The sequence below is a fragment of the Frateuria sp. genome (genome assembly GCF_035944355.1).
Lineage (GTDB): Bacteria > Pseudomonadota > Gammaproteobacteria > Xanthomonadales > Rhodanobacteraceae > Frateuria_A.
On sequence record NZ_DASZBH010000016.1, the window covers coordinates 567,091 to 590,252 of the forward strand.

The window sequence follows — 23,162 nt, forward strand, 5'->3', positions numbered from 1 at the left end:
GGCGCTTTATCCTTGGGCGTAGGGACGGGAGATCACATGAAACCTGAAGACATTCCGTTCGGTTACCTGCTCAGCGACGTGACCCTGCTGTTCCGCAAGCATTTCGATCGCCGCGCCGTGCGCTTCGGCCTGACCCGCGCGCAATGGCGGGCGATCAAGATGCTGCATCACCGCGAGGAGGATCTGCGGCAGACCGAACTGGCCGAATTCCTGGAGATGGAACCGATCGCGGTAGGCCGCGTGATCGATCGGCTGCAGGCGGCCGGCTTCGTCGAACGCCGGCCGGACCCGAAAGACCGTCGCGCCTGGCGATTGCACCTGACGCCGCGTGCGCGCGCGGTGATCGACGACATGCAGGAGATCGGCCGCGGCCTGCGCAAGGACGCCACCGCCGGGATCAGCGCCGAGGAACTGACCCAGGCGCTGGCGGTGATCGGTCGTATCAAGGACAACCTGCAGGCGCTGGACCAGGGCGAAGCCGGCCAGGACTGAAACCGTCCGGGTCGGGGCAGCCATGCCCTATGGCAGGGGCCGAGGGCGGCCGCCTTCGGTTCAAATGCCATGACAGGTAAACCCGGTGACGCCTGCCGCGTTATGGCAGGCCCGCATCATGGCAGGCGAACGCCCCGCGCTGGCGGCGCGGCCTGCATCTCCCCAATCGACGTTGGCATGTCCCCGAAAAAAATCCTCTTCGTCCTTGCCGTACTTGTGCTCGTCGCCCTGGGCGCGCGCTACGCCTGGCACCGCCCGGCGGCCTCGGCGCCAGCCAAGGGCGCTCCGGCGCCCGTGCCCGTGCAGACGGCGGTGGCGCAGCAGGGCGCGCTGGACCTGTCGTTGCAGCTGGTCGGCCGCGGCGAGGCGTGGTCGACCGTGAGCCTGCGCGCGCAGGTTTCCGGCCAGCTCGAATCGCTCGCCTTCGCGCCGGGCAGCCGGGTGAAGAAGGGCCAACTGCTGGCGCAGCTGGACACGCGCCTGCTCAGGGCGCAGCTGGACCAGACACGCGGCACGGTGGCGCGCGACCTGGCCCAGCTCAAGAAGGCGCAGGCCGATCGCCAGCGCTATGCCGACATGCTGGCCAAGGGCTACGTTTCCAAGGCCGACTTCGACACCTATCAGGCCAATCTCGCCGTCGCCGAGGCCGCCCTGCAGAGTGACCGCGCCGCGCAGGAGCTGGCGCAGACCAATCTTCGGTACACGCGCATCGTGGCGCCCTTCGATGGCATCGCCGGCGCGCCGCTGGTGTGGCCGGGCGCACAGGTAAGCGCGCAGTCCACCGACATCGTGGTGCTCAACCAGGTGCAGCCGATCCGCGTGGCGTTCAACCTGCCCGAGGCCAGCCTCGCCGCGATACGCGAGGCGCTCGCGCGCGGCCCGGTGACGGTGCGGGCGACCGTGCCCGGCGCCCGCGGCGCCAGCATGGCCGGCACGCTGGAGTTCGTCGACAACGCGGTGGACAACACCACCGGCACCATCCTGCTCAAGGCGCGCTTCGACAATCCGGACCTGCGCCTGACCCCGGGCCAGTTCGTGCAGGTGAGCCTGCCGACCACGCGCATCGCCGACGCCGTCACGGTGCCGGTGGTGGCGTTGCAGAGTTCCTCGCGCGGCAGCTTCGTGTTCGTGGTCGGCGCCGACGACAAGGTGGAGCAGCGCTACGTGACGCCCGGGCCGGTGGCCGGCGGCCGGCAGGTGATCGCCAAGGGCCTGGCCGCCGGCGAGCGCGTCGTGACCGAAGGCCAGATGCTGCTGGTCGATGGGACCAAGATCCGTGCCGCGGGCTGACCGCTCCGCCACCTCCCGCCTTTTCATCGAGGATGGGCAGAGCCAGCCGTACCGCACCACCGAACCGGTTTGCGCATGAACATCCCCCAGCTCTGCATCCACCGCCCGGTGATGACCACGCTGCTGATGGCGGCGCTGCTGGTGTTCGGCGTGGTGGCCTATCCGCGGCTGCCGGTGAACGAGCTGCCCAACGTCGACTTCCCGACCATCAGCATCAGCGCGAACCTGCCCGGCGCCTCGCCCGAGACGATGGCCTCGGCGGTGGCCACGCCGCTGGAAGGCCAGCTTTCCACCATCGCCGGCATCAGTTCGATGAGCTCGACCAGCGCGCTGGGCTCGACCTCGATCACGCTCACCTTCGAGCTGGACCGCAACATCGACGCGGCCGCGCAGGACGTGCAGGCAGCCATCTCCTCGGCGCTGCGCCAGCTGCCCAGGGAGATGACCACGCCGCCGACCTTCCGCAAGGTCAACCCGGCCGACGCGCCGATCCTGTACCTGGCGATGAGCTCCTCCACGCTGCCGCTCACCCGCATCGACGAGTTCGCCGAGACCGAGCTCGCGCAACAGCTGTCGATGGTCGACGGCGTGGCGCAGGTGAACGTGTACGGCTCGCAGAAGTACGCGGTGCGCATCAGCCTGGACCCGGACAAGCTCGCCGCCAGCGGCGTCGGCATCGACCAGGTGCAGTCAGCGGTGGCCGGCGCCAACGTCAACCAGGCCACCGGCTCGCTGTATGGCCAGCGCCAGCAGCTGCCGATCCGCAGCGACGGCCAGCTGCAGCGCGCGGCGGCCTACAACGACGTTGTGGTGGCCTGGCGCAACGGCGCGCCGGTGCGCGTGGGCGACCTGGGCCAGGCGCGCGACAGCGTGCAGAACGACCAGCAGGCGAGCTGGTTCAACGGCGAACGCGCGATCGTGCTGGCGATCCAGCGCCAGCCCGGCGCCAACACGGTCGACACGGTCGACCGCATCAAGGCGGTGCTGCCGGGCTTCCAGGCGGGCTTGCCGCCGTCGGTGAAACTCCAGGTGCTGTACGACCGCTCGCAGTCGATCCGCGCCTCGGTGGACGACGTGCAGTTCACCCTGCTCCTGGCCGGCGTGCTGGTGGTGCTGGTGATCTACCTGTTCCTGGGCAACCTTTCCGCCACGCTGATTCCCGCGGTGGCGCTGCCGATCTCGGTGATCGGCACCTTCGGCGTGATGTACGCGCTGGGCTACAGCCTGGACAACCTCTCGCTGCTGGCGCTCACGCTCGCGGTCGGCTTCGTGGTGGACGACGCCATCGTGATGCTGGAGAACATCGTGCGCCACATCGAAGCGGGCGAGGCGCCCTACGATGCGGCCGTGCGCGGCGCCGGCGAGATCGGTTTCACCATCTTCTCGATGACGCTGTCGCTGATCGCGGTGTTCATCCCGGTGATGTTCATGGGCGGCATCGTCGGTCGCCTGTTCCACGAGTTCGCGGTGACCATCAGCGTGGCGATCCTGATCTCGGGGCTGGTGGCGATCACGCTGACGCCGATGCTGTGCAGCCGTTTCGTCAAGGCGCACGACCATCAGCGCAAGAACTGGCTGGTCGGCGGTTTCGATCGCGGCTTCGCCCGCGTGCAGCGCGGTTACCTCGGCAGCCTGCGCTGGGGCATGGACCGTCCGCGGCTGGTGTTGGTCGCCTTCGCCGCGAGCCTGGCGGTGACGGCGTTGCTGTTCGTGGTGACGCCCAAGGACTTCATCCCGGCCGGCGACACCGGCCAGCTGCGCGTGAATACCGAGGGTCCGGAGGACGTTTCCTTCGACGCCATGGTCGCCCGCCAGCAGAAGCTCGCCGAGATCGCGGCGCAGGACCCGAACCTTTCCGGCTACATGTCCAGCGTCGGCGCGGGCGGCTCGCGCAGCACGATCAACAACGGTTCGATCCTGCTGCTGCTCAAGCCGGCGGGCGAGCGTGCGCTCGGCCCCGACGGCATCAGCGAGGAACTGCGACGCAAGTTCGCGCAGGTGCCAGGCATCCGCACCTACATCCAGAACCCGCCATCGATCCGCGTCGGCGGCCGGCAGAGCAAGGCCGAGTACCAGTACACGCTGCAATCGATCGACATGAACGCGTTGTACGACTGGTCGGCCAGGGTCACCCATGCGTTCGCCGCGCTGCCGGGCTTCCAGGACGTGACCAACGACCTGGACCTCAACAGTCCCTCGATCATGGTCGAGGTCGACCGCGACAAGCTCGCGCCGCTGGGGCTGACCATGGCGCAGGTACAGGGCGCGCTGGGCGCGGCCTTCGGCCAGAACCAGATTTCCACCATCTACGGTACCGCCACGCAGTACTGGGTGATCCTGCAGGTCGAGCGCGCGCTGCAGAACGATCCGGACGTGCTGTCGCGGCTGTACGTCACCTCCAGCAGCGGCAAGGCGATACCGCTGGACACGGTAGCAAGCTTCGCGCGCAAGCCGCAGGTGCTCACCGTCAACCACCAGGGCCAGCTGCCGGCGGTGACGGTGTCCTTCAACCTGGCGCCCGGCGTGAGCCTGAGCCAGGCGGTCAATGAGATCGATGGCGCCATGGCCAGGATGGGCCTGCCGGCCACCATCACCGGCTCCATCCAGGGCACCGCGCAGGCGTTCCAGGACTCGATGCAGGGCATGGGCCTGTTGCTCCTGCTCGCGGTGTTCGTCATCTACCTGGTGCTGGGCATCCTGTACGAGAGCTTCATCCATCCGCTGACGATCCTCTCCGGCCTGCCGGCGGCGGCGGTGGGCGCCCTGCTCACGCTGGTGCTGTTCGGCGCCTCGCTGGACCTGTTTGCCTTCGTCGGCATCGTCATGCTGATCGGCATCGTCAAGAAGAACGCGATCATGCTGATCGACTTCGCGCTGGAGCGTCAGCGCGAGGAAGGCATGGCGCCGGCCGAGGCGATCTTCGACGCCTGCCGCGTGCGCTTCCGGCCGATCATGATGACCACCATGGCCGCCTTCGCCGGCACGCTGCCGATCGCGCTGGGCTTAGGTTCGGGCGCGGACGTGCGCCGCCCGCTGGGCCTGGCGGTGGTCGGCGGCCTGGTCGTCTCGCAGGTGCTGACGCTGTACCTGACGCCGGTGATCTACCTGTACCTGGACCGCGTGCAGCAGCGCTTCGCGCGCAAGCCGGGCGCGGCCGCGCTGTCGGACCACCGGAACTGAGGCCGCTCGCTGCATCGTCCGGATGTGGGCGATGCCCGCCCGGGCACCTGAGCGCGCGGCGCCACTGCTGCTCGCGGGACTGGCCGGGGCGCGCACGGAGTTCGAACACGAGCCACCGATCGCTCGCCTCCGGTTGCGCGTAGCGGGTGCGGCGTAGTTCGCCGCCGACTCCTCGTGCTCGCTGGCTTGCCGGCGATGCCATCGCTCCGTGTCGGAGCGCCGTGCGTTCCCGCCAGGGCATGGCGGCCCGCTGCAGGCGATGTCGAGACGTCACGAAAGTCATGCGCTAGGGTAGCGGCGCTAACGGAGCGAGCCATGCCATGCATCACACGGGTCGCACTGGCGACCTTTTTCAGCCTTGCCGGCGCCGCTGGCGTGACCCGCGCGAGCGAACCCGGCCTGCTCGACGACGCGACGCTCGCGGCTTACGCGGCGCGGCCGTTCGACAAGCGCATGATGATGGGCCAGACGGTCGAGCTCGGCCGCAACCACGGCTTGCCGGTGGTGGCCGAGTTCCCCTGTTCGGATCTCTGCCCGCAATACACCGTGCGGATCATCCACTACCGCCTGCCGACGGACGCCGACTGCGCCGGCGCGGGCGGCATCCAGGAGAGCGTGCCGGTGCCGGTGGCGATCGCCGCCCTGCCCAGGGACTTCTGCGTGCCGAAGGTGCTGGTGGGCAGCGGCGACTACTACAGGCGCTGACCTTTGCTCCCGCTTCCCCGGATGCTCCGGGGAAGCGGGAGCGTGCATCAGTCGCCCGCGCCGTCGTCGGCAAAGGCGCCGGGTGCCGAGCCGAAGTCGCCGTCGGCCTGGGCTGCCATGTAGGAGAACGCCGCGTAGACGGCCACGTTCTGCGCCATGTCCTTCGGGTCGATCTTGTCCAGCGTGTCGGCGGCCGTGTGGTGCCAGTCGAAGTAGTCGGTGCCGTCCTGCGTGAGCGACAACGCGGCCATGCCCTTGCCGTGCATCTGCGACAGATCCGAGCCGCCGCCGCCGGGCCGCTTGGCGTCGTAGGCCACGCCGACCGGCGCCAGCACCTTGGCGATCTGCGCGATCGCGCCGCGGGCTTCGGGCTTCACGCTCGCGCTCATGCGCCAGACCTTGCCGGCGCCGAAGTCGGACTCGGTGCCGAGCTGGAACTTGCCCACCTCGCCGGCATGCTTCTGCGCGTAGGCGCGGCCGCCCCACAGCCCCATTTCCTCGTTGGCGAAGGCGATCACGCGGATGGTGCGGTCCGGACGCTGCGGCAGGTCGCGGATCAGCTTGGCCGCCGCCATGGCGATGGCTACGCCGGCGCCGTCGTCGATCGCGCCGGTGCCCGGATCCCACGAGTCGAGATGGCCGCCGATGGCGACCACCTGGTCGGGATGCTTCGCGCCGGTGATCTCGCCGATCACGTTGGCGCCGGTGTACTGCCCTTCGATGCCGCAGTCGAGGTCGAGCCGGACCGTCACCGGCTTGCCGTAGCCGAGCGCGCGCTCGAGCTGATCGGCGTCCGGGTTGGACACCGCGGCCGCGGGAATCGTCTTGGCCGGATCGCGGAAGCCGGTCACGCCGGTGTTCGGCGTACGGCTGTGCGGATCGGTGCCGACGGTGCGCAGCAGGTAGCCGACGGCGCCCTTGGCCTGCGCCACCACCGGTCCCTGCACGCGGATCGGCGAACCGGTGCCGTAGTCGTGGCCGTCCTTGTAGCGATGCATGCGGAAGTCGACGAACACGATCTTGCCCTTGACCGTAGCAGGGTCGGCCGCCTTGAGCGCGTCGAGGCTGTCGAACCTGACGATCTGCGCGGTGAGCCCGCCCTTGGGCGTGCCCGGCGAATAGCCCAGCGCGGTCAGCACCATGGACTGCGGAAACGGCGAAACGATCGCGCCGTGTTCGCTGCGGCGCACCCACTTGGGATAGGTCACCGGCTCGGTGTAGACCTTGTCGAAACCCAGCGCCTTGAACTTGGCGATCGCCCAGTCCACGCCGCGCTGGTCGGCCGGGCTGCCGGCGAGGCGCGGACCCACCTCGGTGGTCAGCGATTCGACGATGCGATAGCCGGTGTCGTCGTGCAGCGCCTTGTCGCGCAGCTGTTCGGCTGTTTTTACGGCCGCGGCGGGAACGGTAGTGTCGGCGGCACAGGCGGCGCCGCTGGCCAGCAGCAGGCTGGCGGCGAGCAGGGTGAGGGAAGGACGGCGCATCGGGGACTCCACAGGGGATGAACGCCCGATTATTGGGGCCGCGGCCGTTGGCGGCGTAGGCCAGAAGTCATGAAGGCCGGGGGAACGGGGTGGTCGGCTTTCCCGTTCCCCTCCCGGCGCCTAGGGTCTGGCCTTCAGCAGATCGCGGATCTCGGTGAGCAACACCACGTCCGGCGGGACGGCAGGTTTTGCCTCTTCCCTGCGGCTGAGCCGGTTGATCGCCTTGACCATCAGGAAGATCACGAAGGCGATGATCAGGAAGGTGATCACCGTATTGATGAAGGCGCCGTACTGGATCGCCACCTCGGCGGTCTTGGTCGCCGGATCGGCCGGCTTGAGCACCCATTTGAGCTGCGAGAAGTCGATGCCGCCGGTGAGCCAGCCGATCGGCGGCATGATCACCTGGTCGACCAGCGAGCTGACGATCTTGCCGAACGCGCCGCCGATCACCACGCCCACGGCCAGGTCGACCACGTTGCCGCGCATGGCGAATTTCTTGAATTCCTCCAACATGCTCATGCCAGATCCTCCGGTTGCTGTTGATGGTCCAGGTGCGGCCGGCGGCTTAGACGATCCGGCCTTCCAGCGTGGCGATGCCTTGCAGTTCGGCGTGGAAGCGGTCGCCGCGCTGCAACGCCGCCACGCCGGCCGGCGTGCCCGTGAAGATCAGGTCGCCCGGCTTGAGTTCGAACAGCTTCGAAAGCGCCGCGATGATGGAAGGCACGTCGTGCACCATCGATTCCAGCGTCGATTGCTGGCGCAGCTCCCCGTTCACCACGAGGCTCAGGCGCGTCCGCGGCCCGGGCCGGCCACGCTCGGCCGGGCACAGCGCCGATACGGGCGCGGAATGGTCGAACGCCTTGGCCACGTCCCAGGGATGGCCCTTGGCCTTGGCCTGCGCCTGCAGGTCGCGGCGGGTGAGGTCCAGCCCCACGCCGTAGCCGAAGACCAGCGACCAGGCCTGCTCCGGCGCGATGTCGCGCCCGCCGCCGGCAAGCGCCACCACCATCTCCACCTCGTGGTGCAGTTCGGCGGTGGCCGAAGGGTAGGGTACGTCCGCGCCGTCGCTCACCACCGCGTCGGCCGGCTTGCAGAAGAACATCGGCTGCTCGCGGTCCACGGTGGCGCCCATCTCGCGCGCGTGGTCGGCATAGTTGCGGCCGATGCAGAAGACGCGGCGGAGCGGGAAACGGGCATCGCTGCCGGTGACCGGCAGGCTCGCGGGCGTGGGGGCTTCGATGACGTAATGCATCGATCTAGCGTAGCGCAGCATGCGCATGAGCGGGCAACGGCGGCTGTCGGCGGCGGTGCGGCATCACCTGGCCTGCCTGCTGGGCCATCTCGCCCTCCGGAGGCGACGATCGATCGGGCCGTGCAGGGCTCGTCCGGGCGGTCCAGGCCGCTTCCCGCCGGACGGCGGCCGTTTCCGGGCCCGCGGCTGACCACGCCCGGCTGACATCTGTCATTCGCGATGGCTGATGCGCCGTGCTGTTGCGCGGTGCAAGCTTGCCGCATCGTTGGCAGGTGCAAACGGAAGGCAGGTGGGGCGTGGACAACGGGGATCTGCTCAGGCAGCTGAAAATCGACCACGGGCAGCGCGAGGCCGTGCATGCGGCACCGGCGCGCTGGCCATGGATCGTCGGTGCGGTGGTGCTGGTGTTGCTTGCCCTGGGTGCAGGCGGTTGGTGGCTGCTCGCGCAGCGCGCCGTCGCCGTGCGCACCGCCACGGCCACCGCGGCCGGCGACCAGGGCGAAAGCGGGGCGATCCTGCAGGCCACCGGTTACGTCACCGCGCGGCGCCAGGCGACGGTGTCGGCGCAGATCACCGGCACGCTCACCGAGGTGCTGATCGAGGAGGGCGACCACGTGCGCAAGGGCCAGGTGCTGGCCCGGCTGGAGGACAGCGCCTACCGCGCCAACCTCGATGCGGCGCAGGCTGGTGCGCGGGCCGCGCAGGCGCAGGTGACCCAGTTGCAGGCGCAACTGGCGCAGGCGCAGCACGATGCGGCGCGACAGGACGCGCTGGTCGACCGCGGGCTGGTCGCCAAGCAGGTCGCGGAGCAGGCGCATACCCAGGTCAAGGCGCTGGCCGCGCAGGTGGCCGCGCAGCGCAAGCAGGCGGAAGCGGCGCAGGCGCAGGCCCAGGTCGCCCAGGTCAACTTCGACTACACCGTGGTGCGGGCGCCGTTCGACGGCGTGGTCACCGACAAGTCCGCGCAGGTCGGCGAGATCATCTCGCCGCTCTCGGCCGGCGGCGGCTTCACCCGCACCGGCGTGGGCACGATCGTGGACATGGACTCGCTCGAGGTCGACGTCGACGTGAACGAGGCCTACATCGGCCGCGTCAAGCCCGACATGGCCGCCGAGGCGGTGCTCGATGCCTACCCCGACTGGCGCATTCCCGCCCACGTGATCGCGATCGTGCCCGCCGCCGACCGCGGCAAGGCCACGGTCAAGGTACGCGTGGCGCTGGAGGCCAAGGACGCCCGCATCGTGCCGGACATGGGCGTGCGCGTGTCGTTCCTCGAGGCCAAGCCCGCGGCGGTCGTGCAGGCGCCACGCGGCGCCCTGGTGCCCGCTTCGGCCATTGCGCAGCGCGACGGCCACGAGGTGGTGTTCGTGGTGCAGGACGGGCGCGTGCAGGAGCGCCGGGTTCGGCCGCGCCCGATGGGCGAGCAACGCCTGCTGCCCGACGGCGTGCAGCCGGGCGACACGGTGGTGGTCTCGCCGCCGGCCGCGCTGCACGACGGTGTCGCCGTGGAAGTCGAAAACAAGTCGTCCTGATCGTCGAGGTTGCAGCAGGACGCTCCTGCGGCAGCGAGCCATACGTTTCGAACCTGGAGAGAACCATGGGCAACCTGATCGAAATCCGCGACCTGGCCAAGGTCTATGCGCGCGGCAAGCAGAAGGTCGAGGTGCTGCACCATATCGACCTCGCCATCGCCGCGGGCGATTTCCTGGCGTTGATGGGCCCCTCGGGCTCGGGCAAGACCACCCTGCTCAACCTGATCGGCGGGCTGGATACGCCCAGCGCCGGCAGCATCAGCGTGGGCGGCCAGCGCATCGACCAGCTCGGCGCGGGCGCACTGGCCAAGTGGCGCGCGGCCAACGTCGGCTTCGTGTTCCAGTTCTACAACCTGATGCCGATGCTCTCGGCGCAGCGCAACGTCGAGCTGCCGCTGCTGCTGACCAAGCTCTCGGCCAGCGAGCGGCGCCAGCGCGCGTCGATCGCGCTGCAGCTGGTCGGCCTGGCCGAGCGCGCCTCGCACAAGCCCAGCGAGCTTTCCGGCGGCCAGCAGCAGCGCGTGGCGATCGCCCGCGCGATCGTCTCCGACCCCACGCTGCTGGTCTGCGACGAGCCCACCGGCGACCTCGACCGCCAGTCCGCCGAGGACGTGCTGGGCCTGCTGCGCACGCTCAACCGCGAGCACGGCAAGACCATCGTGATGGTCACCCACGACCCCAAGGCGGCCGAGTACGCCAACCACACGCTGCACCTGGACAAGGGCACGCTGGTCGAGCAGGTGGTGGCTTGATCACGCGAGCTCTTGCGCCCTCTCCCCTCCAGGGAGAGGACTGGGGTGAGGGGAGGCTCTTGCGACAGGGCTTGCCCAAGCCGGGCTTCGTAGCTGCGCCATCGCAAGCCCCAGCCCCTCATCCGACCCTTCGGGCCACCTTCTCCCCGGAGGGGAGAAGGACAAATGTCGTGGAGGCTTCCCCATGAAATACCTGCACCTGATCTGGGCCGCGCTGTTCCGCCGCAAGACGCGCACCCTGTTGACGCTGGTGTCGATCCTCACCGCGTTCCTGCTGTTCGGCATGCTCGACGGCGTGCGCACCAGCTTCGCCAACGTGGGCAAGAGCGCCGCTGGCGCCAAGCGGCTGCAGACCGGTTCCAAGCTCTCCTTCATCGAGACCCTGCCGCAGTCGCTGCAGGCGCGCATCGCGCAGGTGCCGGGCGTCAAGGACGTGGCTTACGCCAACTGGTTCGGCGGCGCCTACCAGGACCCCCACAACCAGGTCTTCAGCTTCGCGGTCAGCCCCAACTACATCGACCAGTATCCGGAAGTGAGCGTCACGCCGGCCGAGCGCAAGGCCTTCGACGCCACCCGCACCGGCGTGCTGGTCGGCGACGCGCTGGCCAAGAAATACCACTGGAAAGTGGGCGACAAGCTGCCGCTGCAGTCGAACATCTTCCCCAACCGCGACGGCAGCAAGAACTGGAGCTTCGACATCGTCGGCGTCATTCGTGCGACCAAGCCGGACGACAAGCAATTCCTGCAGGGCGTCGTGCTGATGCACTGGAAGTATTTCGACGAGTCCAACCCCTACAACCGCGGCCAGGTCGGCTGGTACGTCACCTCGGTGGCCGACGCCAGCCAGTCCGACCGCGTGGCCAAGGCGATCGATGCGCTGTCGGCCAACTCCGACCACGAGACCAAGACCATGACCGAACAGGCCGCGATGGCCTCGTGGATGAAGCAGATGGGCAACATCAGTTTCATCGTGATCTCGATCATGGGCGCGGTGTTCTTCACCCTGCTGCTGCTGACCGGCAACACCATGGCGCAGGCGGTGCGCGAGCGCACCTCGGAGCTGGCCGTGCTCAAGACCATCGGTTTCTCCAGCACCGCCGTGCTGGGACTGGTGCTGGCCGAATCGGTGCTGCTGGTACTGCTGGGCGGCGTGATCGGGCTGGGGCTGGCCGCGCTGCTCGGGCCGGTCATGAGCGCCGGCAGCGGCGGCATGCTCAACATGCCGCCGGTGGGAGCGGGCAGTTGGGCGATCGGCATCGGCCTGATGGTGGGCATCGGCCTGCTGGTGGGCGTGCTGCCGGCGCTGCGCGCCATGCGCCTGAACATCGTCGACGCGCTGGCCGGGCGCTGAAGGAGAGGACTCCATGAAATCGTTCCTGCGTGGTTTGGCGCTGGCCATCGTCGTCCTGCTCAGCATCGTCGCCTGGACGGTGCTGCCCTGGACCGTACTGGTGGTGCTGGCGGTGCTGTTCTTCCTGTGGATCCGGCTGACGCGCGTCGGCCGGCAGGCCGGCTCGGCCACTGGCGTGGGCGTCAGCACCTTGCCCCAGCGCATCGGCTCCTCGTCGGTGGTGGTGGTCGGCATCGCCGGGGTGGTGGCGGTGCTGGTGTCGCTGCTGGCGATGGGCGTGGGCTACCGCGAGACGCTGAGCAAGAGCGGCAGCGCCGACACGGCGGTGGTGATGCGCGGCGGTTCGGCCTCCGAGGTTTCTTCGGTGCTCGACCACGCCAGCGTGACGGCGATCGCCGAGGCGCCGGGCATCGCCCGCGATGCGGCGGGCAAGCCGATCGCCTCGCCGGAGCTGGTGGTGGCGGCCAACCTGCCGCTCAAGGACGGCAGCGGCGACGACGGCAGCGTGCAGGTGCGCGGCGTCGGCGACGAAGCCTGGACGTTGCGCCCGGAGGTGAAGATCATCGCCGGCCGCAAGTTCAAGCCGGGCCTGCGCGAACTGGTCGCGGGCAAGGGTGCGCAGCGCCAGTTCGCAGGGCTCGAGCCCGGGCACGAGATCAAGCTCGGCAGCCAGACCTGGACCGTGGTCGGCATCTTCGACTCGGGCAACGCGCTCGGTTCGGAACTGTGGGGCGACGCCGACATCATCGCCTCGGCCTACCGCCGCGGCAGCTCGCGCACCTCGGTGTTCGTGCGGCTGACCGACGCCAAGGCCTTCGACGCATTCAAGGCGGCGCTGGCGGCCGATCCGCGCCTGCAGGTGGACGCGGACACCACGTTGAACTACTTCAGCAAGCAGTCCGAGGGCTTCACCAAGGCGATCAGCATCATCGGCATGATCGTGGGCGGCATCATGGGCATCGGCGCGGTGTTCGGCGCGCTCAACACCATGTTCGCCGCGGTCGCGGCGCGGGCGCGCGAGATCGCCACCTTGCGTGCGATCGGCTTCCGCGGGCCGCCGGTGGTGGTGGCGGTGATGCTGGAGACCATGCTGCTTGCGGCATTGGGCGGCCTGCTCGGCGGGCTGATCGCGTGGGCGCTGTTCAACGGCTACAGCGCCTCCACGCTGACCCAGGGCACGGTGGGCTCGCTGAACTTCCAGCTGCGCGTGACGCCGGCCCTGCTGTGGACGGGACTCAAGTGGGCGCTCGCCATCGGCTTCATCGGCGGCCTGTTCCCGGCCGTGCGCGCCGCGCGCCTGCCGGTGACGACGGCGCTGCGCGAGTCCTGACCTGACAGAGACGAGGGGCGGAATCGCGCCGCCCCTCGTCCCGGTCGCTCAAGGCATCAGCGGCGGCACGTATGCCAGCGTCAGCCCCAGCGCCCACAGCAGGCCCAGCACCAGTGGCACGTGCACCAGCAGCTGCATGAAGGTGAAGCCGACCACGTCGCGCGCCTTCAGTCCCAGTACGCCCAGCAGGGGCAGCATCCAGAACGGATTGATCAGGTTGGGCAGCGCCTCGGCGGCGTTGTAGACCTGCACCGCCCAGCCCAGGTGCACGTGCAGGTCGTTCGCCGCCTGCATCACGTAGGGCGCCTCGACCAGCCACTTGCCGCCGCCGGAGGGCACGAAGAAACCCAGCACGGCCGAGTAGGCGCCCATCACCAGCGGAAAGCTGTCCGTATTGGCGACGTGCACGAACACCCCCGAAAGCCGGTGGGCGAGCGTGGCGCCGCCGCTGCCCGGCGCATGGGTGAGCAGCGCGGCGATGCCGCCGTACAGGGGAAACTGGATCAGCACCCCGGCCGTGCCCGGCACCGCGCGCGCCACCGCGTCGAGGAAGCTGCGCGGGCGCCAGTGCAGCAGCAGGCCGACGGTGAGGAACAGGAAGTTGTAGGTATTGAGGTTGGCGATCGCACTGACCGCCGGCTTGGTGGCGAACTCGTAGCCAAGCCAGCCCAGGCCGAGCAGGCCGATCAGCACCGACAGCAGCGGGCTGTACTCCAGCCATTCGCCCGGCCGCGTGCGCGGCGGCAGCGGCGCTGTGGCTGTGAGTGTTTCCACGCCGAAATCCTGCGCGGTAAGCGCACTGGCATCCGAAGGCGCGGTGAGCCAGCACATCAGTAGCGAAACCAGCACGAGCGCCGCGGTCAGCGCGATCGACTGCCACAGGAAAATGGTCTGGCCGAAGGGCAGCACGCCGGTGATCGCCAGCAACCCGGGCGGCATGCTGGCGGGGTTGGCCTGCAACTGTGCGGCAGATGACGAAAGGCCCATCGCCCAGACGGCGCCCAGGCCCAGGTAGGCGGCCGCGCCGGCGGCGCGGTAATCCATGCGCAGGTCGCCGCGCCGAGCCAGCGCGCGCACCAGCAGGCCGCCGAACACCAGCGAGAAGCCCCAGGACAGCAACGAGGCCAGCATGCTGACCAGCGCCACGTAGCAGATCGCGCCGCGGCCGCTGCGCGGCACTCGCGCGAGCAGGTCGATGAAGCGCGCCACCACCGGCGCGGTCGCCAGCACGTAGCCTCCGATCACCACGAAGACCATCTGCATGGTGAAGGGGATCAGGCTCCAGAAGCCGTCGCCGAAGGCATTGACCGCCACCGCCGGCGAGGCGCCGAACGCGAGCGCCGCCAGCGCCACGATCACCACGCCGAGCGCGGCGAACACCCAGGCATCGGGAAACCAGCGCTCGGACCAGGCCGCACTGCGCAAGGCGGCGCGCGCCAGCCAACCTTCGCCTGCTGCATGCATGTGCGTTCCCCGTGCGGTAGCCCGGGCATGGTCGCGCGCGGGCCGGGACCCGGCAAGCCGACATGGTCGCGGTCGTGTCTTCCGCGGACGCTGCCGCGGCGCGGGCCGCATTGGCGCCCGGTGGCGGCAGGATTCCGCGGCGTCGCCTAGCCGCGCGCGCGGCGCTGCCTGGCCAGCGTGATCACGCCCACGCCCAGCAGGATGATCGCCATGCCGGCCAGGTCGAACGTCCCCACGTGCTCGCCGGCCAGCCATACGCCGAACAGCACCGCCACCGGCGGGTTGACGTAGGCGTAGCTGGTGGCCAGCGCGGGGCGGGCGTGCTTGAGCACGTAGAGGTAGGCGCTGAAGGCGACGATCGATCCGAAGATGGCCAGGTAGACCACCGCCGCGGTGGCGCGCAGGGTGGGGTGCGCCGGCAGGTGCTCGCCGGTGCCGAAGCCGACCAGCAGCAGCGCGACGCTGGCGCAGAGCATCTGCGCCGCGGTGTTCATCGGGCCGGCGGGCATGTCCTGGCGCTTGCTCCAGGCCGAGCCGAAAGCCCAGCACATCGCCGCCATGATCAGCGCGAGCGCGCCCAGCCGCGAGCCGGACAGCCCGCTGCCGAGATTGAGCACCACCACGCCGACGAAGCCGACCAGCAGGCCGATCGCCTCGCGGCGATTGGGCCACTGCCCGTACATGCCGGAGAACACCGCGGCGAACAGGGGCATGCTCGCCACCGCCACCGCGGCGATGCCCGAGCTCACGGTTTCTTCCGCGAAGCACACCAGGCCGTTGCCGCCGAGCAACAGCAGCACGCCGGTGACCGCCGCGTTGCGCCACTGCCGGCGGGTCGGCGGAGTGACGCCGCGCAGGCGCAGGAAGGCGTACATCGCCAGGCCCGCGCCCAGGAAGCGCACCCCGGCGAGCAGGAACGGCGGATAGCTCTCCAGCGCGAAGCGGATGCCGAGGTAGGTCGAACCCCAGATCACGTACAGCGCGAGCAGCGCGACCGGGATCAGCAGGCGCGGGTTGTCCAGCGTGCGCGGGACGGTGGCGGGTTCTTCGATGGCGGACATGGCGTGCGTACGTGGCGGGAAGACGGGTCAGGCGCCCCGGTGGGTGCCGATCCACCAGAGGCTGCCCTCGGCGTCACGCGGGCCGGCCGTGCGGTCGCCGTAGGGCTGATCGGTGAGCGGTGATGCGCGCTGCGCGCCGGCAGCCAGGCCCCCGGCGTGGCAGGCATCGACGTCGGGCACGTAGACGTGGGTCGAGCCGCATGGTGAGGCGGCGGCAAGGCCGGTGCGTTCGCCGATCATCACCAGCGAGTCCTCGATGCGCACCTCGGCGTGCGTGACCGAGCCGTCTTCGCGCGTCTTGCGGCAGATTTCCTGCACGCCGAACGTGGCGGCAAGAAACGCCAGCATGGCGCGCGCGTCGGCCACCAGCGGATAGGGCGGGACGGCGGGGTGGTCGGCAGGCTCGTGCACGGGATTCCTGGGAGGTGGAAAGGCGGGCAGGTGGCGACCGGCCGGGGTGCGGCCGCGCGTCCTGGGGGATGGCCCGAGTGCGCACGATAGCCCGGGTGCGGCTGCTGCGGTAGCGAGTCCCTCGCAAGGCAGCCTTGAACGTCCGTCAAGCGGCGCCGGTTCCATCGGCCGCAGAACCGCCTGGTTCGGCAACTGGCGCGGGGACTTTCAGCCAGCCCGCTCCTTGGCCGGGAGCGGCCGCGGCGCGCGGACGCGCTCGCGCGCCAGCAGTTCGCGCTTGCGTTCCACCCCCCAGCGCCAGCCGCCCAGCGAGCCGTCCTCGCGCACCACGCGGTGGCAGGGCACGATCAGCGCGAGCCGGTTGTTGCCGCAGGCGTTGCCGACCGCGCGCGCCGCCTTCGGAGCGCCCAGTTCCGCCGCCAGGGCGCGGTAGCTGCGCGTCTGGCCCGCCGGGATGCGGGTCAGTGCGTTCCACACGCGCCATTGGAAGGCGGTGGCGGCGATGTCCAGCGGCGGCATCGCCGGCGCATCGGCGTCGCTCCAGCCCAGTTCGACCGCGATGCGCGCGATCACTGCGTCCAGCCATTCTTCCCGGCCGGCGTCGACGCGTTCGCGCGCGGCCTGGGGAAATTCCTCGGCCAGGCGCTGTTCGAGCGAACCGTCGTCCTCGCCCAGCGTCACCGAGCAGATACCGCGCGTGGTGGTGGCCACCAGCAGGCGACCCAACGGCGTGGCGGTGGTGGTGTAGCGGATGCTGGCGCCGGCGCCGCCGGCACGGTAGCTGGCCGGGGTCATGCCGAGCAGGCGGTTGCTGTGCTCGTAGACGCGGCTGCCCGAGCCGAAGCCGGCTTCGTACACCGCGTCGGTCACCGCCGCGCCTTCGCGCAAGGCGGCCTTGAACTGGCCGAAGCGGCGCGCGCGGTGGTATTCGGCCGGACTCACGCCGAAGCGGCGGCGAAAGGCGCGCTGCAGATGGCTGGGGCTCAACGCGACGGCGTTGGCCAGGGCGTCCAGGCTGGGGGCGGTTTCGGCCTCGTCCAGCAGTCGGCGGGCCTGTTCGAGCGGTTCGATGGCGGACATGGCGGCGTTCCTGTTTCCAGAGGACGCCAGCCTAGGCTGGTCGGTGCAGGCGGACCATCCGCTTCTTGCGCGTCACCGCGCGGCGGGGCGCCCCTCGTGCAGCACCACGAAGTCGCCCTCCAGCACGGGCGCACGCGCCGCGCCGGCCACGGGCGTCGCGCGGCCGACCGCGCGCGCGCGGTTCCACTGGCGCAGCGCCAGCCACAGGCCGCCGCCGACCAGCAGCACGCCGGCAACCACCAGCCCGAACACCAGCATGGCACCCAGCAGGACGACACCCACGACCAGCGACAGCGCGCGGGCGAACGGATGGCGGGAACGGTGCAGGGGCAGCTGGTACAGGCGCATGTTAAAAATCCGTATGGTAAAATCAATGACTTACGTGCGAACCATGGGGCTTTCGGCCCCGCGAGGCAAGTGCCGATGGACCTACCCCCCGGGGCCTTGTGCCGCCTCGACGACATTCCCGATGGCACCGCCGCGGCGGTGGACGCCGTGTTGCCCGATGGTCCGGAGAACCTGATCGTCTTTCGCGAAGGTGAGGACGCGCGCGCCTGGATCAATGTCTGCCCGCATGCCGGCCGCCGGCTGGACTGGGCGCCGGGCCAGTTCCTGATCAGCCGCGGCACGCTGATCTGCGCCGTGCACGGAGCGAGCTTCCGCACCGGCGATGGCTGTTGCGTGGCCGGCCCCTGCCGCGGCCAGTCGTTGCGGGCCGTGGCGGTGCGGGTGGCGCGCGGGATGGTGTGGCTGGCGGGCGATTGATCGCAGGCAGCTGGCTTGAGGGGCGCGCGGGTGATCGGCTCCCGCCAGGAGCGCGCCCCACCCGCCCGTCGGCACTCCCCTGCATTCGCGGGGAAGGCTTGACGGGTGGTTGCGTAGCCAAAAAAAAGGCCCGGCGCATGGCCGGGCCGTCTCGAGTCCTTGCCGGCGAGCCTCCGTGCTCGCCAGCCAAACCTCACGTCACGGGTTGTTGACCTTGTCCACCGACAGCGTGGTCTGGTAAAGCAGACCCGACAGCGGCAGCAACTGGCTCAGGAAGCGGTTCCACTTGGTGATGCCCGAGGCGCCGACGAACACCACGTCGCCCGGCTCCACCCTGAAGTTGTCCGCCAGCGCGAAGGCGGCCGGCGAGCGCGCGTTGAGATGGAACACCTCCGCCGGCGTCTGGGTGAGCTTCTGCGAGCCGCGGATCACGTAGACGGCATTGCCCGAGGAGGTCACCTGGCTGAGGCCGCCGGCGCGGCCCAGCGCCTGGGTCAGGGTCATGTCGGAGGTCTTGAAGGTGAGCGCCGCCGGGCGCATCACCTCGCCCATCACGTAGACCTCCTTGTTGTCGTTGTAGGGCAGGTACACCTTGTCGCCGGGCTTGAGGTAGATCGACTGGTTGCCCTCGGCCTGGTTGAGCTGGGTCAGATCCAGCTTGTAGGTCTTGCCGTCGCGGGTCAGGGTCAGGCCCGACAGGTCGGCCTGCTGCGTATCGATGCCGGCGGTGCCGATCGCCTGCGACAGGGTCAGCGGCACCGCGTTGATCACCTGCGCATCGGCATGCAGGAACGCACCCTCCAGCGTGATGCGGTGGCTGCCAAAGCCCACCACGCTCACGTCCACCTGTGGCTGGCGTACGAAGCTGCTGATCCGCTTGGTCAGCAGCTGGCGCAGCTCCTCGATGGTCAGCCCGGCTGCCTTGATCGTGCCGGCGTACGGATAGAACAGCGTGCCGTCAGGGCGCACCAGGCGGCCGTTGGCGACCGTCTGCTGCTGCGAGCCGGCCGGCGAGGTCAGCTCGGGGTGGTCCCACACGGTGATGTAGAGCGTGTCGCCCGCGCCGATGCGGTAGTCCTCCGGCTGGTAGGAGAGCAGTTCCTGCGGGATCGTGGCCTGCGCCTGGCCGTTCTCCACCAGCTCGGGCGTGATCTGCACCAGCTTCACGTGGCTGTCCTCGCGCTGCAGCGCGCCCTCGTCCATGCGCTGGCCGGGCACGATCGCGCAGCCGTTCAATACGAGCGCGAAAAGAAGGGTAGCTACTGCGGGTAGCGTTTTCATATTGCGTCCTTTCTCCAGGGGCCGTCGTTGATAATTGTGACGTTTAAATGAAGGAGTACGCCACGACTATCCGTTACATGCCGTTTTTGGCTAATGGTGGCGGGTTATGTGGGTATTCGTTTCGGTGCTTTTGGCCGGTGCTGCCTGGGGTGCCAGCGCCGGCATCGCGGTGATGCCGGGGACACCGCGGCCGGCGATGCCGCTCAGCAGCGCGGCCGGATTGCTGTCGGTCTGCGAAGGCGCCAGATGGGTCGCTGCCGCCGGCGCGAGCATGCTGCGCGGAACCTTGTGTCCCAAGGCCTGGCCGGCGACGAGTACGCCGGCGAGGGAGAGCGCGAGCTTCAGGATCTGCATGGATGTAGCCCCCCAAGGTGGACGGTTGCGAAGCGGGCTCGACGACTCTAGCGCGACGGTTCGTGAATGCAGCGAGAAAGCGGGGTCTGCAAGTTGGCTATTTGCGCAGGCGACGCTGCGTGAAGAAAAGATCTATCGACGATGGCATTTTCTTCACCTAAATGAAGGCAGTGTCCAACATGATTTTTTCACGGAACATGAGATTAGACTTCGGGCTTCCTTTCCCGCTCGCTTCGGCGCCATGGGTGCGTCGATCGGGCGGGATGCGGTCAGGGCCGCGGTCCTCATAGTTCTCGGAGCGTGCGATTCGTGTTCAAAAACATCCTGGTGGTCTGCCTCGGCAACGTATGCCGCAGCCCGGTGGCGGAGTTCCTGTTCCGCCGCCAACTGGGCGAGCGCGGCATTCGCGTCAGCAGCGCCGGGCTCGGTGCACTGGTCGGGCGGCCCATGGACGAGAACGCCGTCGAACTGCTCAAGGACGAGGGCATCGATGCGAGCGAGCACCGGGCGCGGCAGCTCGAGCCGTCGATGCTGCGCGACGCGGACCTGATTCTCACGATGGAACGCCGCCAGCTGAACTCGGTGGTCAGGCTCGCCCCCGAGGCCAGCGGCAAGGTTTTCCTGTTCGACAAATGGCACGACGGCGGCGACGTGCCGGACCCTTATCGATGTTCGCGCCGTGTGTTCAAGCAAGTACACGACTCAATCGAACGTGGCGTGGGCAGTTGGCTGCGCTACCTGTAAACCCTCCAGCCTAGGAACCGGGCTATGACTACGAAACAGAGTTTTCCGTCCTCACCGCGCCGCGATGACGACATCGATCTGCATGCCCTGCTGGGCACGTTGCTCGACCACAAATGGTTGATCGTCAGTGTCACGGCGGTGTTTTTCGCCATCAGCGTGCTGTACGCGATACTCGCCACGCCGATCTACGAATCGACCGCTACCGTGCAGGTGGAGCAGAAGGTTCCCAGTCTGCCGGGCCTGGACGACCTCACCCAGACGCTGGGCGCCTCCACCTCGCAGGCCACCACCGAGATCGCCCTGATCACCTCGCGCACGGTGATCGGGCAGGCGGTGGACAATCTCAAGCTGGACATCACCGTGCAGCCGGAACGGTTCCCGGTGATCGGCGGCTACATGTCGCGGCACTACGACCCGCAGATGCCCGGCGACGTGGCGCCGCCCTTCCTGGGCATGGACGGCTATGACTGGGGCGGCTCGCAGCTGGACGTGTTCCAGCTCGACGTTCCCTCGGCGCTGCTGGACAAGCAGCTGCACGTGGTCGCCGGCGAGCATGGCGCCTACACGCTCACCGACGACGATGGCAACACGTTGCTGCAGGGCCGCGTCGGCCAGCCGGCCACCGGCAGCGGCATCACCATGCAGGTGCAGTCGCTGCATGCCAATCCCGGCATGGTGTTCGACGTCGCGCGGCATTCGCACCTGAACACCATCGCCTCGCTGCAGAAGGCGGTGCAGGCGGTCGAGGCGGCCAAGGACTCGGGCATCATCACGCTGACCTACGACAATCCCGATCCGGTGCTGGCCACCCAGCTGCTGGACCAGATCAGCACGCTCTATGTTCAGCAGAACGTGGACCGCAATTCCGCCGAAGCGGCCAACAGCCTGAAGTTCGTCCGCGAGCAGCTGCCCAAGGTCAAGATGGACCTGGAGAAGGCGACCGCCGCGCTGAACGCCTTCCAGATGCGCGCGCACTCGGTGGACATCAGCCTGCAGACCAAGGGCCTGCTGGACCAGACCGTGGCGCTGGATACGCAGATCGAGAATCTGCGCATGCAGATGGCCGACGTCGAGCGCAAGTTCACTTCCAACCATCCCACCTACCAGGCGCTCGCCGCGCAGATCGGCCAGCTGCAGGGCAAGAAGAACGCCCTGGAGAAACAGGTCGGCCACCTGCCCGACACGCAGCAGGAACTCCTGCGCCTGACCCGCGACGTGCAGGTCAGCAACGAGACCTACACCAACCTGCTCAACCAGGCGCAGCAGCTCGACATCGCGCGCGCCGGCACGGTCGGCAACGTGCGCGTGGTCGATGCGGCGGCGACCAACATCAACAAGCCGGTATGGCCGCTGAAGATGATCGTGGTGCTGTGCGGCACCGTGCTGGGTGGCTTGCTGGCGCTCGCCTTCATCTTCATCCGCCAGCTGCTCAACCGCGGTGTCGAAGACCTGGCCGCGATCGAAAGCGTGGGACTGCCGGTATATGCCTGCGTGCCGCTGTCGGCTGCCGAGCGGGAGATCTCCTCGCACGGCGGCAAGGTGCGGCGAGGCGCCTACGCCCAACGCCTGCTGGCGCAGAGCGCGCCCGATGACCTGGCGGTGGAGGCGCTGCGCAGCCTGCGCACCAGCCTGCACTTCGCCCGTCTGGAGGCCAAGAACAACCTGCTGATGATCTCCAGCCCCGGTCCGTCGGCGGGCAAGACCTTCGTCGGCGCCAACCTCGCGGCGGTGATCGCACAGGCCGGCCAGCGCGTGCTGCTGATCGATGCGGACATGCGCAAGGGCGCGCTGCACACGGTGATCGGCGGCCGGCCCGAACAAGGCCTGTCCGAGCTGATCTCCGGGCAGATCGGCCTGTCCGAGGCGGTGCGCACGGTGGAAGGGGCGAACAACCTCTACTTCGTCGCGCGCGGCAAGGTGCCGCCGAACCCCTCCGAGTTGCTGATGCATGCGCACTTCACCGCGTTGCTGGAGAAGCTCAAGCCGCGCTTCGACCTGATCATCATCGACACGCCGCCGGTGCTGGCGGTGACCGACGCGGCCGTGATCGGCCACCACGTCGGCACCAGCCTCATGGTGGTGCGTTTCGGCGTGAACCAGGCGCGCGAGATCGCGCTGGCCAAGCAGCGCTTCGAGCAGAACGGCGTGCCGGTCAAGGGCGCGATCTTCAATGCGGTCGAGAAGCGCAGCGCGGGCTACTACGCCTATGCGTACTACGAGTACGCCGGCGCCAAGGCCTGATCCGAAGCTCACGCATACCAAGCAAAGGAAAATCGCATGACACTGAAAGTCACGCTCTTCGGCACCGGCTACGTCGGCCTGGTCACGGGCACCTGCCTGGCGGAGATGGGCAACCACGTGCTGTGCGTGGACGTGGACGCGGCCAAGGTCGCGCGCCTGAAGCAGGGCGAGGTGCCGATCTTCGAGCCTGGGCTGGCGCCGATGGTCAAGCGCAACTTCGAGACCGGCCGGCTGGATTTCACCACCGATGCGGCCGCCGGCATCGCCCACGGCGAGGTGATCTTCATCGCCGTGGGCACGCCGCCGGACGAGGACGGCAGCGCCGACCTGCGCTACGTGCTGGAGGTGGCGCGCAGCATCGGGCAGCACCTGGACCGCTATGCGGTGGTGGTC

21 protein-coding genes and 1 pseudogene are annotated in these 23,162 nt (G+C 69.1%); 12 read left to right on the forward strand and 10 right to left on the reverse strand.

Going from position 1 to position 23,162, the window contains the following annotated elements; genetic code table 11:
- The first annotated feature begins 36 nt into the window (after positions 1–36).
- The 4 genes from VGU03_RS15525 to VGU03_RS15540 all read left to right on the forward strand — a co-directional run bounded on the left by VGU03_RS15525 (position 37) and on the right by VGU03_RS15540 (position 5,667).
- Entirely contained in the window at positions 37–492 is a 456-nt protein-coding gene (locus VGU03_RS15525; protein ID WP_327482077.1) for a MarR family transcriptional regulator, read from the forward strand.
- A gap of 177 nt (positions 493–669) precedes the next feature.
- Complete coding sequence (locus VGU03_RS15530) at positions 670–1,782, forward strand: efflux RND transporter periplasmic adaptor subunit (protein WP_327482079.1); 1,113 nt, start codon at positions 670–672, stop codon at positions 1,780–1,782.
- Positions 1,783–1,857: 75 nt separating this feature from the next.
- Positions 1,858–4,962: an efflux RND transporter permease subunit gene (locus VGU03_RS15535; RefSeq protein WP_327482081.1), complete on the forward strand. Its 3,105-nt coding sequence runs from the start codon at positions 1,858–1,860 to the stop codon at positions 4,960–4,962.
- Positions 4,963–5,277: 315 nt separating this feature from the next.
- A complete protein-coding gene (locus VGU03_RS15540; protein WP_327482082.1) occupies positions 5,278–5,667 on the forward strand; it encodes a hypothetical protein in 390 nt (129 codons plus the stop codon).
- 47 nt (positions 5,668–5,714) lie between these two features.
- On the opposite strand, the gene VGU03_RS15545 is transcribed toward VGU03_RS15540, so the two are convergent.
- From VGU03_RS15545 to VGU03_RS15555, 3 genes are all read right to left on the reverse strand, one after another.
- A complete protein-coding gene (locus tag VGU03_RS15545; RefSeq protein WP_327482083.1) occupies positions 5,715–7,151 on the reverse strand; it encodes a M20/M25/M40 family metallo-hydrolase in 1,437 nt (478 codons plus the stop codon).
- A 120-nt stretch (positions 7,152–7,271) separates the two neighbouring features.
- Positions 7,272–7,670: a large-conductance mechanosensitive channel protein MscL gene (mscL, locus tag VGU03_RS15550; RefSeq protein WP_327482084.1), complete on the reverse strand. Its 399-nt coding sequence runs from the start codon at positions 7,668–7,670 to the stop codon at positions 7,272–7,274.
- Between the two features lie 46 nt (positions 7,671–7,716).
- Positions 7,717–8,403, reverse strand: a complete 687-nt coding sequence (locus VGU03_RS15555; protein WP_327482085.1) for a fumarylacetoacetate hydrolase family protein — start codon at positions 8,401–8,403, stop codon at positions 7,717–7,719.
- 296 nt (positions 8,404–8,699) lie between these two features.
- On the opposite strand from VGU03_RS15555, the gene VGU03_RS15560 reads away from it, so the two are divergent.
- From VGU03_RS15560 to VGU03_RS15575, 4 genes are all read left to right on the forward strand, one after another.
- Positions 8,700–9,935: an efflux RND transporter periplasmic adaptor subunit gene (locus VGU03_RS15560; RefSeq protein WP_327482086.1), complete on the forward strand. Its 1,236-nt coding sequence runs from the start codon at positions 8,700–8,702 to the stop codon at positions 9,933–9,935.
- A 65-nt stretch (positions 9,936–10,000) separates the two neighbouring features.
- Complete coding sequence (locus VGU03_RS15565; protein ID WP_327482087.1) at positions 10,001–10,687, forward strand: ABC transporter ATP-binding protein; 687 nt, start codon at positions 10,001–10,003, stop codon at positions 10,685–10,687.
- A gap of 184 nt (positions 10,688–10,871) precedes the next feature.
- Positions 10,872–12,038 (forward strand): ABC transporter permease, encoded by a 1,167-nt coding sequence (locus VGU03_RS15570; RefSeq protein WP_327482088.1) that lies wholly within the window; start codon positions 10,872–10,874, stop codon positions 12,036–12,038.
- Positions 12,039–12,051: 13 nt separating this feature from the next.
- A complete protein-coding gene (locus tag VGU03_RS15575; protein WP_327482089.1) occupies positions 12,052–13,368 on the forward strand; it encodes an ABC transporter permease in 1,317 nt (438 codons plus the stop codon).
- Between the two features lie 48 nt (positions 13,369–13,416).
- Here the strand turns inward: VGU03_RS15575 and VGU03_RS15580 are convergent, their stop codons facing one another.
- From VGU03_RS15580 to VGU03_RS15600, 5 genes are all read right to left on the reverse strand, one after another.
- Positions 13,417–14,832, reverse strand: coding sequence for a short-chain fatty acid transporter (locus tag VGU03_RS15580; protein WP_327482090.1), 1,416 nt, complete (start codon positions 14,830–14,832; stop codon positions 13,417–13,419).
- Between the two features lie 146 nt (positions 14,833–14,978).
- Positions 14,979–15,893 carry a drug/metabolite exporter YedA gene (gene yedA, locus VGU03_RS15585; RefSeq protein WP_327482091.1) on the reverse strand — a complete coding sequence of 305 codons (915 nt, stop codon included), beginning with the start codon at positions 15,891–15,893 and terminating at the stop codon, positions 14,979–14,981.
- Between the two features lie 27 nt (positions 15,894–15,920).
- Positions 15,921–16,304: a hypothetical protein gene (locus VGU03_RS15590; protein ID WP_327482092.1), complete on the reverse strand. Its 384-nt coding sequence runs from the start codon at positions 16,302–16,304 to the stop codon at positions 15,921–15,923.
- A gap of 207 nt (positions 16,305–16,511) precedes the next feature.
- Complete coding sequence (locus VGU03_RS15595) at positions 16,512–17,384, reverse strand: methylated-DNA--[protein]-cysteine S-methyltransferase (protein WP_327482093.1); 873 nt, start codon at positions 17,382–17,384, stop codon at positions 16,512–16,514.
- A gap of 72 nt (positions 17,385–17,456) precedes the next feature.
- Positions 17,457–17,732, reverse strand: a complete 276-nt coding sequence (locus VGU03_RS15600; protein WP_327482094.1) for a hypothetical protein — start codon at positions 17,730–17,732, stop codon at positions 17,457–17,459.
- A 75-nt stretch (positions 17,733–17,807) separates the two neighbouring features.
- Here VGU03_RS15600 and VGU03_RS15605 point away from each other — a divergent pair, with 75 nt between their 5' ends.
- Positions 17,808–18,149: a Rieske (2Fe-2S) protein gene (locus tag VGU03_RS15605; protein WP_327482096.1), complete on the forward strand. Its 342-nt coding sequence runs from the start codon at positions 17,808–17,810 to the stop codon at positions 18,147–18,149.
- Positions 18,150–18,347: 198 nt separating this feature from the next.
- Here the strand turns inward: VGU03_RS15605 and VGU03_RS15610 are convergent, their stop codons facing one another.
- Both VGU03_RS15610 and VGU03_RS15615 read right to left on the reverse strand, forming a co-directional pair.
- Positions 18,348–19,430, reverse strand: coding sequence for a polysaccharide biosynthesis/export family protein (locus tag VGU03_RS15610; protein WP_327482098.1), 1,083 nt, complete (start codon positions 19,428–19,430; stop codon positions 18,348–18,350).
- 90 nt (positions 19,431–19,520) lie between these two features.
- Complete coding sequence (locus tag VGU03_RS15615) at positions 19,521–19,784, reverse strand: hypothetical protein (RefSeq protein ID WP_327482100.1); 264 nt, start codon at positions 19,782–19,784, stop codon at positions 19,521–19,523.
- Between the two features lie 309 nt (positions 19,785–20,093).
- Between VGU03_RS15615 and VGU03_RS15620 the strand changes: the two genes are divergently transcribed.
- From VGU03_RS15620 to VGU03_RS15630, 3 genes and pseudogenes are all read left to right on the forward strand, one after another.
- Positions 20,094–20,528, forward strand: a complete 435-nt coding sequence (locus tag VGU03_RS15620) for a low molecular weight protein-tyrosine-phosphatase (RefSeq protein ID WP_327482101.1) — start codon at positions 20,094–20,096, stop codon at positions 20,526–20,528.
- 24 nt (positions 20,529–20,552) lie between these two features.
- A complete protein-coding gene (locus VGU03_RS15625) occupies positions 20,553–22,769 on the forward strand; it encodes a polysaccharide biosynthesis tyrosine autokinase (RefSeq protein WP_327482103.1) in 2,217 nt (738 codons plus the stop codon).
- Between the two features lie 42 nt (positions 22,770–22,811).
- Positions 22,812–23,162 (forward strand): annotated as a pseudogene (locus tag VGU03_RS15630) (UDP-glucose 6-dehydrogenase); the annotation flags it as partial.

Coding starts and splice junctions, on each gene's coding strand:
- VGU03_RS15525 (WP_327482077.1), top strand. CDS start 37: ATGAAACCTGAAGACATTCCGTTCGGTTACCTGCTCAGCGACGTGACC.
- VGU03_RS15530 (WP_327482079.1), top strand. CDS start 670: ATGTCCCCGAAAAAAATCCTCTTCGTCCTTGCCGTACTTGTGCTCGTC.
- VGU03_RS15535 (WP_327482081.1), top strand. CDS start 1,858: ATGAACATCCCCCAGCTCTGCATCCACCGCCCGGTGATGACCACGCTG.
- VGU03_RS15540 (WP_327482082.1), top strand. CDS start 5,278: ATGCCATGCATCACACGGGTCGCACTGGCGACCTTTTTCAGCCTTGCC.
- VGU03_RS15545 (WP_327482083.1), bottom strand. CDS start 7,151: ATGCGCCGTCCTTCCCTCACCCTGCTCGCCGCCAGCCTGCTGCTGGCC.
- mscL (WP_327482084.1), bottom strand. CDS start 7,670: ATGAGCATGTTGGAGGAATTCAAGAAATTCGCCATGCGCGGCAACGTG.
- VGU03_RS15555 (WP_327482085.1), bottom strand. CDS start 8,403: ATGCATTACGTCATCGAAGCCCCCACGCCCGCGAGCCTGCCGGTCACC.
- VGU03_RS15565 (WP_327482087.1), top strand. CDS start 10,001: ATGGGCAACCTGATCGAAATCCGCGACCTGGCCAAGGTCTATGCGCGC.
- VGU03_RS15570 (WP_327482088.1), top strand. CDS start 10,872: ATGAAATACCTGCACCTGATCTGGGCCGCGCTGTTCCGCCGCAAGACG.
- VGU03_RS15575 (WP_327482089.1), top strand. CDS start 12,052: ATGAAATCGTTCCTGCGTGGTTTGGCGCTGGCCATCGTCGTCCTGCTC.
- VGU03_RS15580 (WP_327482090.1), bottom strand. CDS start 14,832: ATGCATGCAGCAGGCGAAGGTTGGCTGGCGCGCGCCGCCTTGCGCAGT.
- yedA (WP_327482091.1), bottom strand. CDS start 15,893: ATGTCCGCCATCGAAGAACCCGCCACCGTCCCGCGCACGCTGGACAAC.
- VGU03_RS15595 (WP_327482093.1), bottom strand. CDS start 17,384: ATGTCCGCCATCGAACCGCTCGAACAGGCCCGCCGACTGCTGGACGAG.
- VGU03_RS15600 (WP_327482094.1), bottom strand. CDS start 17,732: ATGCGCCTGTACCAGCTGCCCCTGCACCGTTCCCGCCATCCGTTCGCC.
- VGU03_RS15605 (WP_327482096.1), top strand. CDS start 17,808: ATGGACCTACCCCCCGGGGCCTTGTGCCGCCTCGACGACATTCCCGAT.
- VGU03_RS15610 (WP_327482098.1), bottom strand. CDS start 19,430: ATGAAAACGCTACCCGCAGTAGCTACCCTTCTTTTCGCGCTCGTATTG.
- VGU03_RS15615 (WP_327482100.1), bottom strand. CDS start 19,784: ATGCAGATCCTGAAGCTCGCGCTCTCCCTCGCCGGCGTACTCGTCGCC.
- VGU03_RS15625 (WP_327482103.1), top strand. CDS start 20,553: ATGACTACGAAACAGAGTTTTCCGTCCTCACCGCGCCGCGATGACGAC.